This window comes from Streptomyces sp. NPDC046862, from assembly GCF_040704615.1.
Lineage (GTDB): Bacteria > Actinomycetota > Actinomycetes > Streptomycetales > Streptomycetaceae > Streptomyces.
This window is the reverse complement of sequence record NZ_JBEYXP010000035.1, coordinates 1-20,895: the sequence shown is the minus strand read 5'-3', so window position 1 is coordinate 20,895 and position 20,895 is coordinate 1. Positions and strand designations below refer to the sequence as shown.

Sequence of the window (20,895 nt, the reverse complement as noted above, 5' to 3'; positions counted from 1 at the left end):
CGCCGGGACATCAGCAGACGGTAAGCCCTCTAGGAGCGGCGGGCCAGCAAGTGGGCGTCGAGGAAGCCTCGCTCGGTGGCCGGGTCGTGGAGCAGCCGGGCGAACGTGACGAGCCCGGCGCCGGCCAGCAACTCGGCGAACCGATCCGCCGGCCAGCTGTAGGCGGGCGTCACCTTGTGGTCGAAGCGGACCGGCTCCGGTCCGTCGGTCGCGAAGAACGAGACCAGAATCAGGCCCCCTGGTGCCAGAACACGTACGCACTCGGCGAGCAGCGCGGACAGTTCCCCAGGCGGGGTATGGATCATCGAGTAATGGGCCAGCACGCCGCCGAGCGCGCCGTCCTCGACCGGCAGGGCCTCCATCCGCGCCTCATCGAACCGCAGCGCCGGATGGGCCCGCCGGGCGTGGTCGACCATGCCCGGGGAGAGGTCGAGCCCGAAGGCGTCCAGCCCCAGGTCGTGCAGCATGGCGGTCAGATGTCCCGGCCCGCACCCGACGTCGGCTGCCCGCGAGTTCCCCGTCGCGCGCACCAACTCGGCGAAAGTGCCGATCATGTTCCGCGAGAACGGGTGCGTCTCCAACCCATTGGCGAACATCGACGCATAGAGCTCGACGACCCCGTCGTAGGCCGCCCTGGTCTCGTCCTGGTGTTCCGCCATGGGGAAGAAGCTAACACCCGTGCCGTGCACGGCTGTTCGCCGGCTCCACACCGCCCCTGGGGCTGATCCCATCACCTGAGTACGGGACCACCCCAGTGGTTCGGAGAAGACCGACTCACGACCCGTCGGCGTCCGGGTGGGCGAGGCCGAGGTGGTCGCGCAGGGTCGTGCCCTCGTACTCCGTGCGGAACACGCCCTGTTCCTGGAGGAGCGGGACGACCTTGTCGGCGAAGTCGTCGAGGCCGCCCGGGGTGATGTGCGGGACGAGGATGAAGCCGTCGGAGGCGTCGGCCTGGACGAAGTCGTTGATGGTCCGGGCGACCGTCTCCGGCGAGCCGACGAAGTTCTGCCGGTTGCCGGTCTCGATGACGAGGTCGCGGATGGACCAGTTGTTCGCGGCGGCGAGCTCCCGCCATTCGCGGGCGGTGGTCAGCGGGTCGCGGTACATGCGTACCTGGGCGCGGCCCTTGGAGATGTGGGTGTCGCTGACGTCGGGGTCGATGTCGGGCAGCGGGCCGTCCGGGTCGTAGGACGACAGGTCCCGGTTCCAGACGAACTCCAGGTGTTTGATGGCCGTTGCCCCGCTGACCTGCCGGCGGCGCACCTCCCTGGCGAGTTCCCGGGCCTCGGCGTCGGTGTCTCCGAGGACGAAGGTCGCGGCGGGCAGGATCAGCAACTGGTCGTGGCGGCGGCCGTACTTGGCCAGGCGGTTCTTGACGTCCGTGTAGAAGGCCTGGCCGTCCTTCAGCGTGGCGTACCGGCTGAAGATCGCGTCGGCGTCGGAGGCGGCGAACTCGCGGCCCTCCTCGGAGTCGCCCGCCTGGAAGACGACCGGGCGGCCCTGCGGGGAGCGCGGGACGTTGAACTGGCCCTGGATGTCGAAGTGTTGCCCGGTGTGGACGAACGCGCCGGCCTTCGCGTCCCGCAGGAAGGTGCCGGTGGCCTGGTCGGCGAGGATCTCGTCGCCCTGCCAGGAGTCGAAGAGCTCGTTCGCGGTGGCGAGGAACTCCTTGGCCCGCGAGTAGCGCTCGTCCTGCGGGAGGAAGCCGCCGCGGCGGAAGTTCTCGCCGGTGAAGGCGTCCCAGGAGGTGACCACGTTCCAGGCGGAGCGGCCGCCGGAGAGGTGGTCGAGGCTCGCGAACTGGCGGGCGACCTCGTAGGGCTCGTTGAAGGTGGAGTTGATGGTGCCGGTCAGGCCGAGGTGCTCGGTGACGGCGGCGAGTGCGGCCAGGACGGTGAAGGTGTCGGGCCGGCCGATGACGTCCAGGTCGTAGATCTTCCCGCCCTGTTCGCGGAGCCTGAGCCCTTCGGCGAGGAAGAGGAAGTCGAACTTGGCGCGTTCGGCGGTGCGCGCGAAGTGGGCGAAGGAGCTGAACTCGATGTGGCTGCCGGCCTCGGGGTCGCTCCACACGGTGGTGTTGTTGACGCCGGGGAAGTGCGCGGCCAGGTGGATCTGCTTCAGGGGCTTGCTCATGGTCGTACGGTCCCTCCGGCTCAGACGGTGGCAGCGGCGGCGGCTGTGGCGGCGGCGTAGCGGTTGGCGGGGCGGGGCAGACCCAGCAGTCCGCGCAGGGTGTCCGCCTCGTAGGCGCGGCGGAAGGCGTTCCGGCGCTGGAGTTCGGGGACCAGGCCCCTGGTGATCGCGGGCAGGTCGTGTCCGGCGACGGCGGGCCGCAGCCGGAAGCCGCTCAATCCCTCTGCCGCCAGCTCCTGAAGGAGATCGGCGAGTTGGGCGGGCGTACCCGCGAAGACGCGCGCGTCGCTCGTGTACGGCTCTCCCGCGAGGGCGTCGAGGCGTGTGCGGCGGTCCTCGGCGGCGGCCTGGTCGTCATCCAGGAAGACCACCAAGTCACCGAAGATGTGCAGGAGTTCGGCGCCGCGCCCGGCCGCCTGCTGCTCGGCGCGGATCTCCTCGACGATCGCACGGGCGTCGTCGGCGTCGTGCGGGGTGACGTAGCCGACGTCGGCCTGGCGGGCCACCAGCCGGTAGGGGACGGCCTGGTGGGCGAGGGCGGTGACGACGGGCTGGCCCTGCGGCGGGCGAGGGGTGATGGAGGGGCCCTTGACGCTGAAGTGCTTGCCCTGGAAGTCGATGTAGTGCAGTTTGTCGCGGTCGACGAAGCGGCCGGTGGCGGCGTCACGGATCTCGGCGTCGTCCTCCCAGCTGTCCCAGAGCCGGCGCACGACCTCCACGTAGTCGGCGGCCTCGTCGAAGAGGTCGGTGACCACGGGGCTGTCGTAGGAGTCGATGTGCGGAATCGTGCGGCGGCCGAAGTGGTCGGCCTCGTTCGGGCGGGCGGTGATCTGTACGCGCAGACCCGCCCGGCCGGTGCTCACGTAGTCCAGGGTGGCGATCGCCTTGGAGATGTGGAACGGCTCCGTGTGGGTGGCCACCGTGGTCGGGACCAGGCCTATGTGCCGGGTGAGGGGGGCGACGCGCGCGGCGACGAGCACGGCGTCCAGCCGGCCGCGGACCTCCTCGGTGCGGCCGTCGGGTTCGAAGGGGTGGGAGGACTGCGGGCCGAGGCCGTCCTCGAGGGTCACGAAGTCGAGCAGGCCGCGCTCGGCCTCGGCGACCAGATCGGCCCAGTATCCGGCGGTGAACAGATCACGGGGGCGGGCGACCGGCTCACGCCAGGAGGCGGGGTGCCAGCCGGTGCCGTCGAGGGCGACGGCGAGGTGCAGCGGAGCGGAGGGTGCTGAGGACAAGGGGGTGCCTTCCTGGAGGTCCGTACGAGAGCGCCGGCCCCTGCGTGAACAGGGCGGGGCACGGCGGCTGGGGAGCGCGGCGAAGGGGGGTCCCACCGGCCCAAGGCTGGGGAGCGTCAGGAGCAACAGAGCGCGCCGGCCACGCGCTGGAGGTCGATGTGCGGCCGGGAGTGGAGGCGGATACGGCGGCGGGGGTTCAGGGCACGGGGGTGGCGCACGCGTCGCATGGGCCACACCTCCGTCCGTCGCGCCTGCCGGGGCAGCGTCGTACCGCGCGTCTCGTCGACCGTCACAACGGCCTTGCGCCGCGGTCTGTTCCTGGGGCCGTTCCTGGGACCGTTCCTGGCGAGCGCAGTTGGAGGATCGTCGTGCGGCGGCGCAGGGTGAAGCCGATGGACTCGTACAGCCGGATCGCCCCCGTGTTGGCCGCTGCGGCGTGCAGCAGCGAGGTCTCCCCGCGTTCCCTGATGCCGGCCGCGACCGCGCGCACCAGCCGGGTGGCCAGTCCCCGGCCGCGATACGCCGGGTCGGTGCAGACGGCGCTGATCTCCGTCCAGCCCGGCAGCCGCAAGCGCTCGCCGGCCAGGGCGATCAGCCTCCCCCGGTGCCGGATGCCGAGGTAGGTGCCGAGTTCGACGGTGCGGGCGCGGAAGGGGCCCGGTCGGGTGCGGGCGACCAGGTCCAGGATCTCCGGCACGTCGTCGGGCCCGAGCCGTTCCGCCTCGGGAGCGGCCTCGACCCGCAGTCCGGTGTCGACGAGTTGGACGCCCCGCTTGCCGCCGACCGTCTCCCACCCGTCGGGGACGCTGTCGACTCCCTTGATCCAGGAGGCGGTCGCGGGCCCGACGAGCGCGTGCAGGTCGGCCCAGGCGGCCGGGTCCTCCGGATCGGCGAGCGCCGAGTAGGAGTAGACGTCCTCCGGATAGCGGGCCGCCCGGCCCACCCTCTGCGCGAAATGGGCGTGCGGGCCCGCCAACGCGGCCCAGACGGCGTTGTCGAGGAGGTGCGCGTCCGGGACGGCAGGGGCTTCGCCACCCCGGACATCGATCGGACGGGCCGCGCCGCTCCCGACGCGGGCCGGCTCCACGGACAACCTTCGGTACAGCGCTGGACGACTCACCTCACCATGTCTAGCAGGCAGATGAGGGTTGAATCGTTGCAGATGCATGAAATTCGGCGGGCGCTCCGGCGATCTCCCCCGGGCTCCGTTCCGGAGGAGGAGGCGGCTCAGCAGGCCGGCCACTGCACGGGGTCAGCGGTCGCCCGGCGCCGTTCGCAGCAGGGCGGCTCCGAGTGGGGTCAGGGTGTGCAGGACCGTGTTGGCGTGGCGGTGGCTGGTGATCAGGCCGGCGTCGCGCAGTACGGCCGTGTGATGGCTTGCGGTCGTAGGTGTCACGCCGGCCCGGCGGGCGGCCTCGGTGGTGGTGGAGCCGGTAGCGCTGGCTCTGAGGATGGCGGCGCGTGTGGGGCCGAGCAGCACGTTCAACGGTGGGGAATCGGCGTGCACGGTCGTCGCCGGCAGGTGGTGGAGGGGGTAGAGCAGAACGGGCGGGAGCCCGGGGTCGGCCAGGGCGATGGGCGCGTGCCAGCAGAAGTGGGAGGGGATCAGGAGCAGCCCCCGCCCGTCGAGGTGGACGTCGCGGTGGTCCGGATACGGATCGATCTCCAGGACGGGTGGCCGCCAGCGGATCGCGGGGCCCAGTCGGGTGAGCATGCCCTCGGTCCCGGCGTGGAACAGGGTGTGGGCCTGCCGGGCCCGCTCGGCGTGCAGACGTTCCTGGATGCGCTCCTCGTGAGGGACGATCACGGCACGGTGGTAGGAGCGCAGGGCGCCCACGAGTTGTTCGCGCATGTCCCGCTCGGTGAGCCGGCGTGCCCAGGCCGGGGCACCGACGGCGCGGGTGAGCGTGTCGACCTCCTTCACGACCCGCTCGTACGGTGTCGCCAGAACGGCCTCCAGTCCGGCGTCCAGTCCTTCGGCGCCCTCCAGCGGCGTCAGGAAGTCCGGGAAGTAGCTGGCGCGCGGGAAGAGCGGCATCAGGAAGGTCTGTACCGTCCGTTCGAGCCCGGCCCGGCGCAACGCGTCACACGCGGTACGGAACCAGGGCGCGTAGGCCCAGCGGCCTTCACGGGTCTGGAGCCGGTGCAGACTGGCCGCGATCTCCCAGAGCGCGTGCGGTTCGGTCGCCACTCTGACCTTGGTGAGGTCCTCGGACGTGAAATGAAAGCGGAGCATCCGTTTCTCCGTGGGCCACCGTTGTCGACCTGCGAAGTGTCAGCGCACTCGCATGAGCATGACAGCGGCCTGCCGGGCCGGAAACATGAATTCCCGCCAGCCATAGGCCCGTTGGCACAGTCTCCGAGAAAGGGCACATGATGTCCTCGTACGAGCAGGAGCACGACCGTAAGCCCAGCCGCACCACCCGTCGGGGCCGCAAAGCCCTCGCCGCCGCGTCGCTCACCTTCGCCACGGCCGCCCTGGGCCTGATCGCACCGAGTTCCGCGAGTGCCACGGCTCAGGCGTGGGAGTGCAGCAGCGGCAATCTGTGCGCCTACACCGGCGCCAACGGCAACGGCAGCCGGTGCTCGTGGAGCAACGCCGACCCGGACTGGTACAGCGGTTCCGTCCAGTGTTCGTGGTCCGACACCCAGAACGTCGGGTCCGCCAAGAACAGCGGCACGTCGTCCGCGTACGCCTACGTCGTCCTCTACACCGGCGCGAACTACACCGGTACCGGCTACTGCATCGCGCAGCACGGTGACACCTGGCCGGGTCTCAACGTCAGGATCCGCTCCCACCGCTGGGAGGCTTCCTGCTGATCCGCGCATGACCGGATGACAGGTCGGCGGGCCCCGGAATGCCGGGACCCGCCGATGTCTGCTGTTCGCCCGGGGGCCGAATCCGGGGCGCGTATCGGACCTGCGCCTAGTGCTCCAGCGACAGGGCGAAGACATGCGCCCCGGCCGTCCCCTCGGGCGCGGTCAGGGTGATCGACGTGAGCTGCTTGCCCGCGTCGAGTTCGACCACCTGGTGGAAGACGGCCGCCTTGGTGGCCACCGGTCCGGTCCGGGTGTGGATCTGGCTGGTGGTCACCGCCTCGGTCTCACCGTTCTCGGGGCCGGACGCGAGCCAGTTGGTGAGGGTGAACGGTGCGGTCCCGCTGGTTCCGTCGGCGTACCGGACCGCCGCCGGGACGGTCGCGGCCGCCGTGTCACCCGCGCCGAGCACGTGCAGCTTCGCGTACGCGCCTTGGGGGACGGTGATCTCCTGCCCGGCCGCCACGACGTTGTTGTCGGTTCCCTCGCTCCCGTTGGTGAAGAGGAAGGCGATGCCGTTGTCCGTCGTCTCCCCGGTCTGCGGGAGCTGGACCATGGGGTACGTGCGGCCGGTGCCGTCGAAGTCCCCGTCGCCGTAGTACATCTCGGTGGTGATGCCGTCGTTGTCGAAGACCCCGGTGAGGTCGACCTGGGTGACGGTTCCGCTCTGCGGCGGTTCCGGCAGGCCCCACGGGTCGGCGGGCACGGACACCTTCACCGGGGCGATCCGCAGGTCGGGCCGTGCGTCGGCCGGGTGGATCACCGCCTCCGCGTCACGTGGCAGGTCCAGCTCGACCACGCCGTCGCCCAGGTCGCGCCATTTGGGGGCCGGGCCGCCGACCCCAGCGACCGTGAGGCGCCCGCGCAGGGAGTGGCGTATCCGGCACGGCTCGCCGGCGAGGCTGCGCACCCGCACCCAGCGGGTCGTACTGCCCTGGCGGACCGCGCTGACCAGGAACGCGCCCTGGGTGCGGAAGTCGTGGAGCGTGACGTCCCGCCAGTCGCCGGGTACGGCCGGGAAGACACGGATGGTGTCGCCCCAGCTCTGGCACAGCATGTCGTGCAGGGACTGCGCGGCGGACAGCGGTGTCTCGATGACGGGGCCGGCCTCGTAGTACATGGTGTTGGGCTGGATGTACCGGTCGACCAGCTCCCGCAGATACCTCAGCGAGTCGTCGCCCCGGCCCATCTGGGCGGTGATCGAGGCGGCGCCGGTGAAGCTGTAGCCGCGCAGGGCGCCCTCGAAGCCGATCCAGTGGTTCAGCGACTTCTCGATCAGGTCGCGGTGCTCGGGCTGCTCCCAGTTGACGAGGGAGAGGGGGTACACGGAGAGCATGTGCGAGTAGTGCCGGTGGGACTTGGCGAAGGGGACCCCGGCTCCGATCATGAAGCCGTTCTCGTCCACGGGGTAGTCGGTCAGCTTCTGAAGCACCTCGCGCCACTTGGGCGCCAGGTCGTCCCGTACGCCGAGCCGGTCGACGGTCTCCAGCAGCGTCGCGCAGCTCCAGCGCAGCAGCGCCAGGTCGTAGTTGCAGTCGGGGGCGCTGCCGTACTCGGGCGAGTAGGTCGTCGGCAGGTGCAGGCGTCCGTCGTCGCCCTCGTACAGGAAGTGCAGGTAGTAGTTGGTGGTCCGGCGCAGGAGCGGGTAGAGGACGTCTTCGAGGACGCCGCGGTCCATGGTGTGGCGGTAGGTCAGCCACACGTTGTGCAGCGCCCAGGGAAGGTTGCCGACCTCAGGGGTGCTGCCGACACCCGGGACGGCGACCGTGCCGCTGGTCTGGCCGGCGGCGTCGGTGGCGCGGCGTACGCCCGCCGAGTCGGAGCGGTACTCGGGGCGCAGGGCGCCGATCAGCGTGTCGGTGTTCTCGGCGAGGGTGTGCGGGACGGCGTCCAGCTCCAGGTGGTTGGAGCCGTGCACCGCCCAGTACTCCAGCTGGACGTTGAGGTTCCACCAGACGGCGGGCCACGGGGTGGACTCCAGCCAGGGGCCGGTGGTCGCCATGATGGGCGCGTGTTCGCGGGTGGCAGAGGCGCACTTGTAGAGCTGGATCCAGTAGAAGCTCTGCAGCATCCCGTCGGGGACGGACAGGAAACTCTTGCGGTAGAAGCGGTGCCACCAGTCGCGGTGGGTGCGCAGCAGGCTGGAGACGGGCAGCGCGGACGCCTTGCGCACGGTCGATCTGGCCCGGCCCTCCGCGTCGGTGCCGGGATAGGAGTGGGCGACGGCGAGGACGTACACGCGTTCGTCGCCGCGCGTGCGTTCCCGGTGGGCGGTGACGGTCCGGCCGCCCGCGACCAGTGACTGGACGACGACGCCCGTCCCGTCCGCCTCCCGTGTGGTCACCGGGTCGGGGTTGGGCTCGAGTCCGGCCGGAGGGTCCTCGCGGACGATGCGCGGGCTGACGGCGGGTGAGGGGACGAACTCCCAGCGGAAGTCCCGCTCCCCCGCGCTCGCCGTGGCGGTGACGAGCAGCAGCGTCCGGTCGTTGTGGACCAGGGCGCGCAGTTCGATGGTGCCCTTGTCCGTGGTGACCGTGCCGCTGACCTCGGCGTTCCACAGGTCCAGGCGCAGGTCGGCCCCGGTGATGGCGCCGACGGGGCGCAGGAGGAGGTTGCCGACCGGCAGGCGTGCCACACCCCAGTTGTGGCCGAACTGCGGCCGGTGGTCCTGCACTTCGCTGTGGTGGACGGTGAAGCGCAGGGCGTTCGCCCCGGGTTCGCGGTAGACGAGCGAGCCGAGCAGACCGTTGCCGAGGAACGGGCCCTCGTACCAGGCGCGCGGCAGCCGCCTCCAGCGCGGGTCCTGTGCGGCGAGGAAGTCCCGCCACTCGCGGTCGGTCCGCATGCCGGTGAGGGCCACGGGGCCGGTGCTCGGGGCTTGTTGGGCTGCGGCCGGGTCGGCCACGCCCAGTCCGGCCGTCGCTCCGGCGGCGCTCGCTGCGACGCGCCCCAGGAACCCCCGTCTGCTGACTCCCATCACCGATCTCCCGTCGCTATTGATCCGATGACTTGGCTAGTCGGGAGGGTAGAAAGCTCGGATTGATGCGTCAACACGCCTGACAGAACATGCAATTCATCCGATGGTTTGTTCGTGACTCGGAGGCCCGCTGCTCTCCCGCACCACCAGCTCCGTCGCCACCTCCACCCGGGTCGTCTCCGGCTGTTCCCCGGACAGCAGCCGCAGCACCATCCGGGCCGCGAGCGCGGTCATGTCGGCCAGTGGGGTGCGGACCGTCGTCAGCCGCGGGGTCACCCAGTCGGCGAACGGCAGGTCGTCGAAGCCGACCACGCTCACGTCGTGCGGGATCCGCAGTCCGAGCTCGGCGGCGGCCCGGTAGGTGCCCAGCGCCTGGTGGTCGCTGCCCGCGAAGATCGCCGTCGGACGCTCGGGCAGCGCCAGCAGGTCCAGCGCGTGCTGGTGCGCGGGGTTGTGCGTGAAGTCGCCGTAGCGCACCAGCGCCGGATCGAAGGGGAGCCCCGCCTCCGCCAGCGCCGAGCGGTAGCCGTCGACCCGGGCCCGTGAGGTGAGCCGGCGCTCCGGGCCGCTGATGATCGCGATCCGGCGGTGGCCCAGCTCGATGAGGTGGCGGGTGGCGGCCAGCCCGCCGGGCCAGTTGGTCGCGCCCACCCACGGTGTGCCGGGCGCGGGCTCGTCGATCGGTGCCACCAGCGCGTACGGGATGCCGAGCCGGCCCAGCTCCTCGTGCTGTTCCGGCGTCAGCTCGGGGACGACGAGGATGGCGCCGCGTGTCGAGCGGGTGGCCAGCGAGTCCAGCCACTGCCGGGCGCGCCTGGTCCTGCCGTGGGTGGCCGAGACGACGAGTCCCATGTTCGCGTCGTGCAGCACGTCCTCGGCGCCGCGGATCAGCTCCACGGCCCAGGGACTGTCCAGTTCGTTGATGACGAAGTCGATCAGGCCGCCGGGCTGGGCCGCCGTGGCCGTGGTCCGGTGTTTCGCCAGATAGCCGTGCTGTTCCAGCAGGCGCTGCACCTTCGCCCGGGTCTCGGCCGAGACATCGGACCTGTCGTGCAGCACCTTGGAGACGGTGGAGACCGAAACCCCAGCCTGTTCGGCGATTTCGGCCAGGGTCCGCCGCCTTCCCGAGTCGGATCCCGTCCGAACCGTTGACGTCATCGGATGAATCTCCTACGTTTCCGGGGCGGTCGCGAGTTGCGAAAACTATCGCAACCAAGCTCCCCGGAGTAAAGGTGGTCTTCGATGAAGAGATGGCGCGCCGCCTCCCTGGCCGCCGTCGCCGCGCTGGTGCTCTCCGCCTGCGGAGGCACCGGCGGCAGCAGCGGCAAGTCGGGCGGCGACAAGGAGGAGTTGCTGGTCTGGGTGGACAACACCCGGACACCGGCGGCCCAGGAGTACAAGAAGGCACACCCCGACCTGAAGATCCGTATCGTCACCGTCCCGCCCGACGCGGGGTACGTCCCCACCAAGGTCTCGCTCGCCAACCGCACCAAGAGCGGCTGGCCCGACGTCGTCTTCCTGACCAACCCCGCCGAGGCGGCGACGCTCGCGAGTGACAAGTTCGGCTACGCGGCCCCGCTCGACGACCTCGTCCCGAAGTCCGTCCGCGAGGGCTTCGCGCCCGGCTCGCTCGACACCTGCACGTTCAGCGGGAAGACGTACTGCCTGCGCAACGACATCGCCCCCACCGTGCTCTGGTACGACGCCTCGCTGATGAAGAAGTACGGCTACGAGGTCCCGAAGACCTGGGCGGAGTACGAGCAGGTCGGGCTGAAGGCGGCCGAGGACCACCCCGGCACGATCGTCGGCGCCATCAACGGCAAGTACGGCGCCGGCACCTACTTCGGCAGCAGCGGCTGCCCCACCCGGGACACCCTCAGCCTCACCGAGGTCCGCATCGACCTCACGCAGCAGACCTGCGGCCGAGTCGCGGACCTGCTCCAGCCGATGGCCAAGGCCAAGGCGGTCACCACCGTCGTGCCGACCGACCCCGCCTTCGCCAAGCTGGGCAAGGAGAACAAGATCCTGATGCTGCCGGGCCCCGCCTGGTTCGGCGACTTCATGTTCGGACCCGCCTTCAAGATCCCCAAGGGCAGGATCGCCGCGGCCCCCATGCCCACGTGGCCCGGCGAGACCAAGCCGTTCGCGGGACAGGTCGGTGGCGGCGCCTTCCTGGTCTCGGCGCACGCCGGCGACCGCACCAAGGAGGCGGTGGACCTGGTGCGCTGGATGACCACCGATGTCGCCCTGCAGGCCAAGCAGCCCACCTACCCCGCGTTCACGGCGGCGGCTCGGAAGTGGGGCGAGGCCAAGGCCAAGGACCCGTACTACGCCTCCGACCCGATGCCCGCCCTCACCGCCGCGGCGAACGCCCTGCGCCCCGGCTTCGGCGCCGTCCGCTTCGAGGCCGACTGGCAGGCGAGCTTCAACGACACCGTCGGGAAGGCGGCCGACTCCGGCGGCAGCCTCCGCAAGGCGCTGACGAGTTGGCAGGACAAGCTGGACGCGGCGGCCAAGACCAGTGAGTACACGGTCGGATGAGGACGCTGACTCCGACCCGTCCGCCCGCGGTGGAGACCGTGTCCCCGGCCGCACCCCGGCGCGTCAAGCGCCGGGGGCGCACCGCCGCCGCGTGGCTCCTCGTCGGCCCGTACGCCGTGTTCCTCGCACTGTTCGGCATCGCGCCCGCCGGCTACGCCCTGTGGACATCCTTCGTCCATGACGGCTCGTTCTCCGGCCTGCGCAACTGGACGGCCGTCTTCGACGACTACCGGCTCGGGGAGGCGGCCGGCAATGTCACGACGTACCTCCTGCTGTGGCTGCCGGTCCTGCTGCTGACCGTGCTCTCGCTCGCCTTCACCCTGCACGCCCGGCCCGGCAGGGCGACCGGCGCGCTCCAGCTCGTCTACTACCTGCCGGGCGCGGTCACCGGCTCGGCGGCGGCCCTGCTCTGGCTGTTCATGGTCAGCCCGGACAGCAGCCCGTTCGGGCCGCTGCTGAGGCTCCTGGACGTGAAGACCGCGACGGACGCGCTCTCCGGCGGCAGCCTGGTCGCGGTCCTCGCCGTGATGGGTGTCGCCGTGCACGCGGGCGGCTGGATCGTCGTCCTGTACGGGGCGCTCACCGCACTGCCCAAGGACGTCCTGGAGGCGGCGCAGGTCGACGGCGCCTCGGCCTGGCGGACCATGTGGCACGTCAAGCTGCCGATGGTCCGCACGTACGTCGCCTTCGTGCTGATCTCCAGCTTCGCCTCCGGCAGCCAGGTCTTCGTCGAGCCCACCGTGCTGTCCACCGGCGCGCCCGGCCAGATCAGCCCCACCTGGTCCGTCAACCAGCTCGCGTACGTCTACGCCACCCAGGACGGCGACTTCGGCAAGGCCGCCGCGCTGTCGCTGGCCATGCTCGCGGTCGGGCTGCTGGCCGCCTGGGTCGTGATCACCCGCACCCGTATGTACTCCACGGACACCAGGTGAGATGACCTTTCATGACTGATGCCATGACCGCTCTGTCCCGTGGCGCCCGCGCCCTCTTCCTGCTCGGGGCGGCCGTCTTCTTCGGACTGCCCCTGCTCTGGCTGCTCCTCGCGCCCACCCGCACGGCCGACGACCTGACGACCGGCTCACCGCTCGGTTTCGGCTCCCTCGGCCGGGTCGGCGACGCCTGGTCACACCTGATGTCGTACAACGACGGCGAGATCACCCTGTGGATCGGCAACTCCGTCGTCTACGCGGCGGCCAGCGTCGCCCTCGCGCTGCTGCTGTGCGTGCCCGCGGGCTATGTGCTCGCCAAGCACGACTTCGCGGGCCGCCGGACGCTGCTCACCCTCTCGATCGTGACGATGATCCTTCCGCCGGCCGCGCTGGTGCTGCCCCTCTACCTGGAGATGTCGGCGGTGAACCTCGCCGGCACGGTCTGGGCGGTGATCCTGCCGCTGTCCTTCTACCCCTTCGGGGTCTACCTCGCCTTCCTGCACTTCCAGGCGAACCTGCCCGACAGCCTGCTGGACGCCGCCCGCGTCGACGGCGCGAGCGAACTCAGGCTGTTCTGGTCGGTGGGGCTGCCGCTGGCCCGGCCCGCGATCGCGCTGATCGCCTTCTTCGGCTTCGTGCGCTGCTGGACCGACTTCTTCCTGCCCTTCGTGATGCTCTCCGACGACCGCACCTTCACCCTCCAGCTCGGGCTGATGTCGCTGCTCCAGTCCACCGGCGCGGTCAACAACTCCAGCGGCTTCGCCGACCTCGACATCCACCAGCCGGAGGCGGCCCTGGCCGGGCTCGTGGCGTGCGCACCGCTGATGATCGGCTTCGTCCTCGCCCAGCGCTTCCTGCGCACCGGGCTGCTGGCCGGGGCGGAGAAGGGCTGATGCGCGCCGAACTCCAGGACCGGGTACGGGACTTGGTGGCTCCGGTGGTGCCGTACTTCAGCCCCGGCCGGGCTCGCGTACGGCTCGGGGTGAACACCGCGATCCACGACGACACCGCAGCCGAACTGGAGGCGTTCGCCCGGCCGTTGTGGGGTCTGGCCCCGCTCGCGGCGGGCAAGGGGGCCGTACCGCACACGGAGTTGTGGCTGCGGGGCCTCGCCCACGGCAGCGACCCCGCCCACCCCGAGTACTGGGGCGAGCCCCGCGACCGCGACCAGCGCATCGTCGAGATGGCCGCGATCGGCTTCGCGCTGGCCCTCGCCCCCGAGCACTGGTGGGACCCACTCACCGGCCCCGAACGGGACCGACTCGCACGGTGGCTGCTCAGCGCCCTCCCGCGCGAGACGGCCGACAACAACTGGCACTTCTTCCCCGTACTGATCGGCCTCGGCCTCGACCGGGTGGGCGTACCGTACGACCGCTCCCTGGTCGCCGCCCGGCTGGCACGCCTGGAGACCTTCTGGCGGGGCGACGGCTGGTACTCCGACGGCCCCACCGAGCGGCACGACTACTACGTGCCGTGGGCGATGCACTTCTACGGGCTGCTGTACGACACGCTCACCGCCGGGGACCGCTTCAAGGAGCGCGCGGCCCGGTTCGCCCTCGACTTCCGGCACTGGTTCGCGGACGACGGCGCCGCCGTGCCCTACGGCCGCAGCCTCACCTACCGCTGGGCACAGGCCGCCTTCTGGGGCGCGCTGCCCTTCGCCGGGGTCGACGCGCTGCCGTGGGGCGTGGCAAAGGGGTATCTGCTGCGGCATCTGCGCTGGTGGGAGGGGCGCCCGGTGACCGGGGCCGACGGGCTGCTGTCCATCGGGTACGGCTATCCGCAGCCCGTGCTCGCCGAGCAGTACAACGCGCCGGGCTCCCCGTACTGGTCGATGAAGGCGTTCCTGCCGCTCGCGCTGGCGCAGGACCACCCGTTCTGGACAGTGCCGGAGGAGTCGGCTCCTCCGGTGCCCGCCGTCAGTGCCCAGCCGCACGCGGGCGCGGTGCTGATGCGGTCCTCCGGGGACGTCACCCTGCTCGCCGGGCGGCAGCACCATGCCTGGGTGCGGCACGGGGCGGAGAAGTACGCCAAGTTCGCGTACTCGTCCCGCTTCGGCTTCAGTCTCCCGGGCGGCGCGCTGGGGCTCGCGCAGGGGGCGTACGACTCGATGCTGGCGCTCAGTGACGACGGCGGGTCGCACTACCGGACGCGCGAGGAGCCTGCCGACCCGGAGACCCGGGGCGACACGGTTCGCTGCGTCTGGCGGCCCTGGCCGGACGTGGAGATCACCACCTGGCTGACGGCCGCTCCTCCCTGGCATCTGCGCACCCACCGCGTGCGGGCCGGGCGCGCGCTGCACACGGCGGAGGGCGCCTTCGCGGTGGACCGCGACGCGGGCGTGGGCCGGGACATGAGCATGGAGCGGTCGGCCGGGGCGGGATACGCCCGTGTGTCGGCCCGGGCGGGGTTCAGCGGACTGCGGGACCTCGACGACCTGCGTGAGGGCGAGGTCGTCGACTGTCTGCCCGGCACGAACGTTCTCGCCCGGCGCACGGCACTGCCCGTACTGAGCGGCCGGCTCCCGCCCGGTGAGCACTGGTTGAGATGCGCGGTGCTGGGCGCTCCGGGCGGCCCGGAGACCGAGGCGGCCTGGCGGCAACCCCCGACGACTGGAGGCGGTACATGAGAGACATCAGACTGAGACACCTGTCCGTACTGGCCGCGGTGACGGCGCTGCTGACCCTCCCTGTCCAGGGACAGGCCCAGGCAGCGAACTCGGCAAACCCGGGCCGCACCTACAACGTGGCCCCCTCGGGCAGCGACCGGGCGTCCGGCAGCGAGGCGCGCCCCCTGCGCACCATCGGCGACTGCCTCTCGCGGGTACGCCCCGGCGACACCTGTCTGATCCACCGCGGCACCTACCGCGAACAGGTGGACCCGCCCTCCGGCACGAAGGACGCGCCGATCACGATCGCCGCGTACGGCGACGGCCCGGTGACCGTCGACGGCACCGAGCGGGTGACGGGCTGGAAGGACGCCGGTGACGGACTGGTCGCCGCCGACACCGACCTGCCCCTCGACCCGGACTTCAACGCGGTGTTCGTGGACGACGACCGTGCCTCGGAGGGCCGTTGGCCCAACTCCGGGCCCGATCCGCTGAACACCACCTGGGCCGAGGCCGATGCCACGTCCACCGACCAGCACATCGACGACCCCGACCTGCCCGACGCCGACTGGACCGGCGCCACCGTGCACCTGTGGGCGGGCTCCAACCCGTGGGCCCAGCAGACCGGCACGGTCACCGCGACCGCCGACGGCAAGCTGGACTTCAAGGGCGGCAACTACCGCTGCCCGCCGCTGTGCATGGGTAACCAGAACTACCGCAACTACTACCTCGTCGGCTCCAAGGCCGCCCTCGACCAGCCGGGCGAGTGGTACTACGACGAGAGCGCGCACCGGCTGTACATGGTCCCGCCGAAGGACGGCATCGCCGGACACACCGTGACCGCCAAGCACCGGCTCTGGGGTGTCGACCTGAGCAAGAGCTCGTACGTCACCGTGCGCGGACTGAACCTGTGGGGCACGTCGCTGCGCACGGGCGACGACAGCAAGGGCGTCACGGTCGACCGGCTGCGCGCGACGTACGTCTCGGAGTTCTCGACCCTGCCCATGCCGCCGGACAGTGACCTGGCGATCCCGCCCTTCGAAGGGCACATCGTCGCCTCCCGGATCCTCGACTCGGGCGTGCAGATCCTCGGCAGCGGCAACACGCTGAAGAACAGCGAGATCTCCCGCTCGGCCGGGAACGGCGTCCTGCTGCGCGGCAGCGGCAACACCGTCACCAACAACTACATCCACGACGTCGGCTGGATGGGCAGCTACACACCCGGCATCGAGATCAACGGCAGCGACCAGACGGTCACGCACAACACGATCCGGCGCACCGGGCGGGCCTCCATCGACACGGCCTGGCAGCTCAACGGGCCCGAGTACCACGGCAACCGCATCGCCTACAACGACATGTCCGAGGCCATGCGCACCTCACGCGACGGCGCGCCCTTCTACGTGTGCTGCAGCCTGAACGCCTCCGGCACCTCCGTCGACCACAACACCTCGCACGACGCCGACGGCCAGGTCGGCTACTACATCGACAACTACTCCGGCAACTTCACGATGCACCACAACGTCGCCTGGAACACGGGCCAGCGGGGCACCGCCTTCAACGGCCACGCCGGACCCAGCATCGGCAACCGTGACCACAACTCCAGCTACGGCGTGGGCATCAACGGCAGTTCGGTGCAGGTGTCCAACGCCACGGACGCCTCGAACACCTACATCAGCAACATCGTCGGCCCGATGCCGATCACCGTCAGTCAGACGGGCGATCCGCTGCCCGTCGTCCGCTCGAACCTCATCACCGACAAGCCCGGTTACACGGATGCCGTCAACGGTGAGCTGTGGCTCACGGCCGGCTCCCCCGCCGTCGACACCGGCGAGTCCGTCGAAGGGATCACCACGGACGTACGCGGCACGGCCCCGGACATCGGCGCCTACGAGTACGGCGAGCCGATCTGGTCGACGGGCTGTGACCTGCCGGGCTGTCAGCAGCGGGTACGGCACGGCAGCTGGACGGCGACCGCGAGCGACGGCACGGACGCCTCGGCCGTCACCGACGGGGACATCAACACCCGTTGGACGGCGGCGAGTCCGCAGTCGCCGGGCCAGTACGTGACCGTCGATCTCGGGCAGGCCAAGACCTTCGGCCGGCTCTCGCTCGACGCCGGCCGTGACACCAGCGGTCAGCCGTACGGGTTCTCCGTCTCGGTCAGCCGCGACGGCACGCACTGGGGCGAGCCGCTCGCCCGGGTCTCCGGCCGCTCCTTCACCCAGGACGCGGTGCTCCCCCGGCAGACCACGGCCCGTTATCTGAGGATCACGCTCACCGCGAGCGGGCCGAACCCCTGGGTCGTCAACGACCTGCGCCTGTACGGCGACGGCCCCGACGCCGCCACCACGCTCCAGGCCGAGCAGGCCACGGTCGTACGGGGCGTGGAGCGCGGCACGGCCGCCACCGGGGTGCTCGGCTCCGGCGACCGGGTGGGCTTCCGCAAGGTGAACCTCGCCGGGGACCGGCTCACCGTGCGTGCCAAGTCGGCCTGCGCGCGGACCTGTTCGCTGCAGATGCGCCTGGACGCACCGGACGGGCCGCTGCTCGGTGTCGTGCCCGTGAAGGGCGACGGCGACTGGCGGGAGCAGTCGGCGCGGCTGAAGCGCGAGGTCAGCGGTAACCACGACATCTATCTCGTGGCGGCCGGGGGACGACAGGTCGCGGCGCTGGACTGGTTGACGATCCGGCCCTGACCGACGTCGGCCCCACTGGGCGGGCCGGGCGGCAGCGCATCAGGCTGCCGCCCGGTTTCGCGTTCAGTGCAGGTCGGCCTGCGCCGGGCTGACGTCGCGAGGGCGGGCGACGGTGGGGCTGTCGTCGAGGAAGCCACCCGACTGGTGCTGCCACAGCCTCGCGTAGGCGCCGTCCGAGGCGAGCAGCTCCTGGTGCGTGCCCTGCTCGATGATCCGTCCCCGGTCGAGGACGACGAGCCGGTCCATGGTGGCGACCGTACTCAGCCGGTGCGCCACCACGAGCGCCGTCCGCCCCTCCATGAGCCGCCACAAGGCCTCCTGCACGAGGAGCTCGCTCTCGGAGTCCAGGGCGCTGGTCGCCTCGTCGAGCAGGAGGATCGGGGCGTCGCGGAGGATCGCACGGGCGAGGGCGACCCGCTGGCGCTGTCCGCCGGACAGCTTGATGCCGCGCTCGCCCACCATGGTGCCGAAGCCGTCCGGCAACACGTCGGCGAACTCCGTGACGTGCGCGGCCTCGGCGGCTTGGCGGATCTCGGCGTCGGTGGCGTCCGGCCGGGCGAACGCGATGTTGTCCCGCAGCGTGCGGTGGAACATCGCCGGGTCCTGCGGCACGTAGGCGATCAGGCTGCGCAGGTCGGCCTGGCGCAGTCTGCTGATGTCCTGGCCTCCGATCAGGATCCGGCCGGCGTCGATGTCCGCCATCCGCAGCAGCAGCCGGGAGAGCGTGGTCTTGCCTCCGCCGGACCGGCCGACGAGACCGATCTTCGCCCCGCTGGGCACGGCCAGTTCGAGCTCCCTGAAGAGCGGCTCGGCCCCCGCGTGTGCGAAGGTCACCTGCTCGAAGCGGATGTCGGCGGCCCGGGGCTTCAACGGCTCCGGGGAGGCCGGGTCGAGCACGGTCGGTGGCGTCAGCAGCAGTTCGGTGTACTGCGCTGCCTCCGTCATCGAGCCCTCCATGCGGCGGTAGATCTGGTTGAACTCGAACATGATCCGCGTCGCGTTGGTGTAGTACGTGAAGGCGACCACGACCGCTTCCACGCCGTGCGCACCCCCGCCGAGTGTGACCGCGAGCAGCAGGCCCAGCACGTTGGTCAGCACGGACATCGGTGCCACAAGCGTGTCGATGCGCAGGTTGCCGTAGTCCCACGACCTGAGCGAGAGCCGGCGAGACTCCGCGACGCGGGACCGGTGCTCGGCCGCCTCCCGGTCCTCGGCGGCGAAGGCCCGCACCGTGTCCATGTTCATCAGGCTGTCGGCGACGTGGCCCGACACCCGGGCGATCGCCGCCTCGCGCTGGGCGACGAGCACTTGGCGGCGGCGGATGAGGGGCACCACGCACAGCGCCGTCAGGGCGATCATCACGAGGAGCCCGACGACGAGCAGCGGTTCGTAGCGCCACAGCACCACCGCTCCGAACAGCAGCGGCACGAAGTTGCCCACGACCGAGAACGTCAGCGTGTCGATGAACGGCTCGAAGCGGGAGGCGAAGCTCAGGACCCGCTTGGTCAGCGATCCGGCGAAGTTGTCGTGGAAGAACGTGGCATCCTTGGCGAACAGTTCGTCCATGCCGATCACGTACAGGTGCTCGATACCGAGGGCGCCGAGCCGGTTCAGGCAGTGCAGGCCGACGCGCCACACCGCCTCCGCGAACAGCAGGACACCGGCGAAGCCCAGCAGGTACGGCAGTGCCGAGCCGGCGGTGGCGCCGGAGTCGCCGGCGATGCGGCCGACGAGCTTCGCGACCACCAGCGGTGCGATGTAGTAGATGCCGATGTTGCCCAGCGCCGGCAACAGCATCCCGGGAACCGTCAGCCTTCTCAGCCGCGCCAGTTCCCGTCCGTAGTAACGAAGTGCGAGGAGTACCGAGCCCCTGCTCGGCGATGCGTCACGCGATTCAGGAGATCCCATCCCAACCCTGTGGTGTTGTGTGGCGGCCCCGCCACGGGAATGCGCGGAATCGCAGTTTCCCGCGACGGCACCCGCGAAGTCCAAGCGTTTTTCCCAGATCACGCCCCTGACACCGCGTGTGACGCAGGAGAATCCGAGGCACACATGACCGTCTAAACATGCGTACGATTACGTCGAATTGACCTGACGCAAAACAACACTGCCGACGCACGACGGATATGGGGAAATACCCTCGCGATGACGGGTCCCCCCAAATTCAGCAGAGGCATGGAGAGACGCAGAGAAGCGCGGGGTTACCGTCAGGGAACAGGCGCGGACCCCGCTGTCTGTCGCACGACCCACCCCGCCCGGTCCACGCCGTGTGCGGGGCGGCTGCCGACACGCCCAGGGCCTTGAATACAATCTCAACTGCGGCTCGGCCGATCAGAGTTGACCGCATCCTCCTGCGGGTACTCCTCCCTCCGTGGGCAGAGGAGAACCGGCTGGGGGGAACGAGGGCAGGGACGTTGACGGAGCTCGCCGCGACCGGTGCCACCACGCCGGTGAAGCACATGCGACGCCGCAGGGAGACCGTCGCGGTGCTGCTGTTCAGCGGCAGCCCCCTCTTCGAGAGTTCCATACCGCTGTCGGTGTTCGGCAGTGACCGCCAGGACGCCGGAGCGCCGCGCTACCGGCTGCTGGTGAGCGCCGGGGAAGGCGGCCCGCTGCAGACCACGGGGGGCCTGGAACTGACCGCGCCGAACGGGCTGGAGGCGATCTCACGGGCGGGCACCGTCGTCGTGCCGGCCTGGCGCTCGATCACCTCGCCGCCGCCCGAGGAGGCGCTCGACGCACTGCGCCGGGCGCACGAGGAGGGCGCCCGCATCGTCGGACTGGGCACCGGCGCCTTCGTGCTGGCCGCCGCCGGGCTGCTGGACGGCCGGCCGGCCACCACCCACTGGATGTACGCGCCGACACTGGCCAAGCGCTACCCGTCGGTGCACGTCGACCCGCGCGAGCTGTTCGTGGACGACGGGGACGTCCTCACCAGCGCGGGCACGGCCGCGGGCAT

At 70.9% G+C, this 20,895-nt stretch carries 16 protein-coding genes; 7 read left to right on the top strand and 9 right to left on the bottom strand.

The window, feature by feature from the left end:
• Window positions 1–29: 29 nt before the first annotated feature.
• The 6 genes from AB0959_RS32550 to AB0959_RS32525 all read right to left on the bottom strand — a co-directional run bounded on the left by AB0959_RS32550 (window position 30) and on the right by AB0959_RS32525 (window position 5,604).
• Window positions 30–659: a class I SAM-dependent methyltransferase gene (locus AB0959_RS32550; protein WP_366830279.1), complete on the bottom strand. Its 630-nt coding sequence runs from the start codon at window positions 657–659 to the stop codon at window positions 30–32.
• 115 nt (window positions 660–774) lie between these two features.
• Entirely contained in the window at window positions 775–2,133 is a 1,359-nt protein-coding gene (locus tag AB0959_RS32545; RefSeq protein ID WP_366830278.1) for an NtaA/DmoA family FMN-dependent monooxygenase, read from the bottom strand.
• Between the two features lie 20 nt (window positions 2,134–2,153).
• On the bottom strand, window positions 2,154–3,368 hold the full coding sequence (locus tag AB0959_RS32540; protein ID WP_366830277.1) for an LLM class flavin-dependent oxidoreductase: 1,215 nt from the start codon (window positions 3,366–3,368) through the stop codon (window positions 2,154–2,156).
• Window positions 3,369–3,484: 116 nt separating this feature from the next.
• Window positions 3,485–3,595, bottom strand: coding sequence for a putative leader peptide (locus AB0959_RS32535; RefSeq protein ID WP_366830276.1), 111 nt, complete (start codon window positions 3,593–3,595; stop codon window positions 3,485–3,487).
• Between the two features lie 62 nt (window positions 3,596–3,657).
• Window positions 3,658–4,416: a GNAT family N-acetyltransferase gene (locus AB0959_RS32530; RefSeq protein WP_366830365.1), complete on the bottom strand. Its 759-nt coding sequence runs from the start codon at window positions 4,414–4,416 to the stop codon at window positions 3,658–3,660.
• A 204-nt stretch (window positions 4,417–4,620) separates the two neighbouring features.
• Window positions 4,621–5,604: a DUF5937 family protein gene (locus AB0959_RS32525; RefSeq protein WP_366830275.1), complete on the bottom strand. Its 984-nt coding sequence runs from the start codon at window positions 5,602–5,604 to the stop codon at window positions 4,621–4,623.
• 137 nt (window positions 5,605–5,741) lie between these two features.
• Here AB0959_RS32525 and AB0959_RS32520 point away from each other — a divergent pair, with 137 nt between their 5' ends.
• A complete protein-coding gene (locus AB0959_RS32520; protein WP_366830274.1) occupies window positions 5,742–6,188 on the top strand; it encodes a peptidase inhibitor family I36 protein in 447 nt (148 codons plus the stop codon).
• Between the two features lie 106 nt (window positions 6,189–6,294).
• Here AB0959_RS32520 and AB0959_RS32515 read toward each other — a convergent pair whose 3' ends face one another.
• Window positions 6,295–9,030, bottom strand: a complete 2,736-nt coding sequence (locus AB0959_RS32515; protein WP_366830364.1) for a Tat pathway signal sequence domain protein — start codon at window positions 9,028–9,030, stop codon at window positions 6,295–6,297.
• A 228-nt stretch (window positions 9,031–9,258) separates the two neighbouring features.
• Window positions 9,259–10,320, bottom strand: coding sequence for a LacI family DNA-binding transcriptional regulator (locus tag AB0959_RS32510; RefSeq protein ID WP_366830273.1), 1,062 nt, complete (start codon window positions 10,318–10,320; stop codon window positions 9,259–9,261).
• 84 nt (window positions 10,321–10,404) lie between these two features.
• Here AB0959_RS32510 and AB0959_RS32505 point away from each other — a divergent pair, with 84 nt between their 5' ends.
• From AB0959_RS32505 to AB0959_RS32485, 5 genes are read left to right on the top strand one after another with little or no spacing between them, the layout of a single operon-like run.
• Entirely contained in the window at window positions 10,405–11,703 is a 1,299-nt protein-coding gene (locus tag AB0959_RS32505; protein ID WP_366830272.1) for an extracellular solute-binding protein, read from the top strand.
• Window positions 11,700–12,635: a sugar ABC transporter permease gene (locus AB0959_RS32500; protein ID WP_366830271.1), complete on the top strand. Its 936-nt coding sequence runs from the start codon at window positions 11,700–11,702 to the stop codon at window positions 12,633–12,635. The genes AB0959_RS32505 and AB0959_RS32500 overlap by 4 nt, the downstream gene beginning before the upstream one ends.
• Before the next feature lie 11 nt (window positions 12,636–12,646).
• Entirely contained in the window at window positions 12,647–13,525 is an 879-nt protein-coding gene (locus tag AB0959_RS32495) for a carbohydrate ABC transporter permease (protein WP_366830270.1), read from the top strand.
• Entirely contained in the window at window positions 13,525–15,261 is a 1,737-nt protein-coding gene (locus AB0959_RS32490) for a DUF2264 domain-containing protein (RefSeq protein WP_366830269.1), read from the top strand. The genes AB0959_RS32495 and AB0959_RS32490 overlap by 1 nt, the downstream gene beginning before the upstream one ends.
• Window positions 15,258–17,936, top strand: coding sequence for a discoidin domain-containing protein (locus AB0959_RS32485; protein WP_366830268.1), 2,679 nt, complete (start codon window positions 15,258–15,260; stop codon window positions 17,934–17,936). Before AB0959_RS32490 ends, AB0959_RS32485 begins: the two co-directional genes overlap by 4 nt.
• Window positions 17,937–17,999: 63 nt before the next feature.
• Here AB0959_RS32485 and AB0959_RS32480 read toward each other — a convergent pair whose 3' ends face one another.
• Window positions 18,000–19,844: an ABC transporter ATP-binding protein gene (locus tag AB0959_RS32480; protein WP_366830267.1), complete on the bottom strand. Its 1,845-nt coding sequence runs from the start codon at window positions 19,842–19,844 to the stop codon at window positions 18,000–18,002.
• Window positions 19,845–20,395: 551 nt separating this feature from the next.
• Between AB0959_RS32480 and AB0959_RS32475 the strand changes: the two genes are divergently transcribed.
• Window positions 20,396–20,895, top strand: a 500-nt coding sequence (locus AB0959_RS32475) for an AraC family transcriptional regulator (RefSeq protein WP_366830362.1), incomplete at its 3' end; no start/stop codon positions are given.

What these genes read in the sequence shown, in the direction of transcription:
- AB0959_RS32495 (WP_366830270.1), top strand. Translation starts at nt 12,647, where the DNA reads ATGACTGATGCCATGACCGCTCTGTCCCGTGGCGCCCGCGCCCTCTTC.
- AB0959_RS32520 (WP_366830274.1), top strand. Translation starts at nt 5,742, where the DNA reads ATGATGTCCTCGTACGAGCAGGAGCACGACCGTAAGCCCAGCCGCACC.
- AB0959_RS32545 (WP_366830278.1), bottom strand. Translation starts at nt 2,133, where the DNA reads ATGAGCAAGCCCCTGAAGCAGATCCACCTGGCCGCGCACTTCCCCGGC.
- AB0959_RS32535 (WP_366830276.1), bottom strand. Translation starts at nt 3,595, where the DNA reads ATGCGACGCGTGCGCCACCCCCGTGCCCTGAACCCCCGCCGCCGTATC.
- AB0959_RS32525 (WP_366830275.1), bottom strand. Translation starts at nt 5,604, where the DNA reads ATGCTCCGCTTTCATTTCACGTCCGAGGACCTCACCAAGGTCAGAGTG.
- AB0959_RS32490 (WP_366830269.1), top strand. Translation starts at nt 13,525, where the DNA reads ATGCGCGCCGAACTCCAGGACCGGGTACGGGACTTGGTGGCTCCGGTG.
- AB0959_RS32500 (WP_366830271.1), top strand. Translation starts at nt 11,700, where the DNA reads ATGAGGACGCTGACTCCGACCCGTCCGCCCGCGGTGGAGACCGTGTCC.
- AB0959_RS32505 (WP_366830272.1), top strand. Translation starts at nt 10,405, where the DNA reads ATGAAGAGATGGCGCGCCGCCTCCCTGGCCGCCGTCGCCGCGCTGGTG.
- AB0959_RS32515 (WP_366830364.1), bottom strand. Translation starts at nt 9,030, where the DNA reads ATGCGGACCGACCGCGAGTGGCGGGACTTCCTCGCCGCACAGGACCCG.
- AB0959_RS32510 (WP_366830273.1), bottom strand. Translation starts at nt 10,320, where the DNA reads ATGACGTCAACGGTTCGGACGGGATCCGACTCGGGAAGGCGGCGGACC.
- AB0959_RS32550 (WP_366830279.1), bottom strand. Translation starts at nt 659, where the DNA reads ATGGCGGAACACCAGGACGAGACCAGGGCGGCCTACGACGGGGTCGTC.
- AB0959_RS32480 (WP_366830267.1), bottom strand. Translation starts at nt 19,844, where the DNA reads ATGGGATCTCCTGAATCGCGTGACGCATCGCCGAGCAGGGGCTCGGTA.
- AB0959_RS32485 (WP_366830268.1), top strand. Translation starts at nt 15,258, where the DNA reads ATGAGAGACATCAGACTGAGACACCTGTCCGTACTGGCCGCGGTGACG.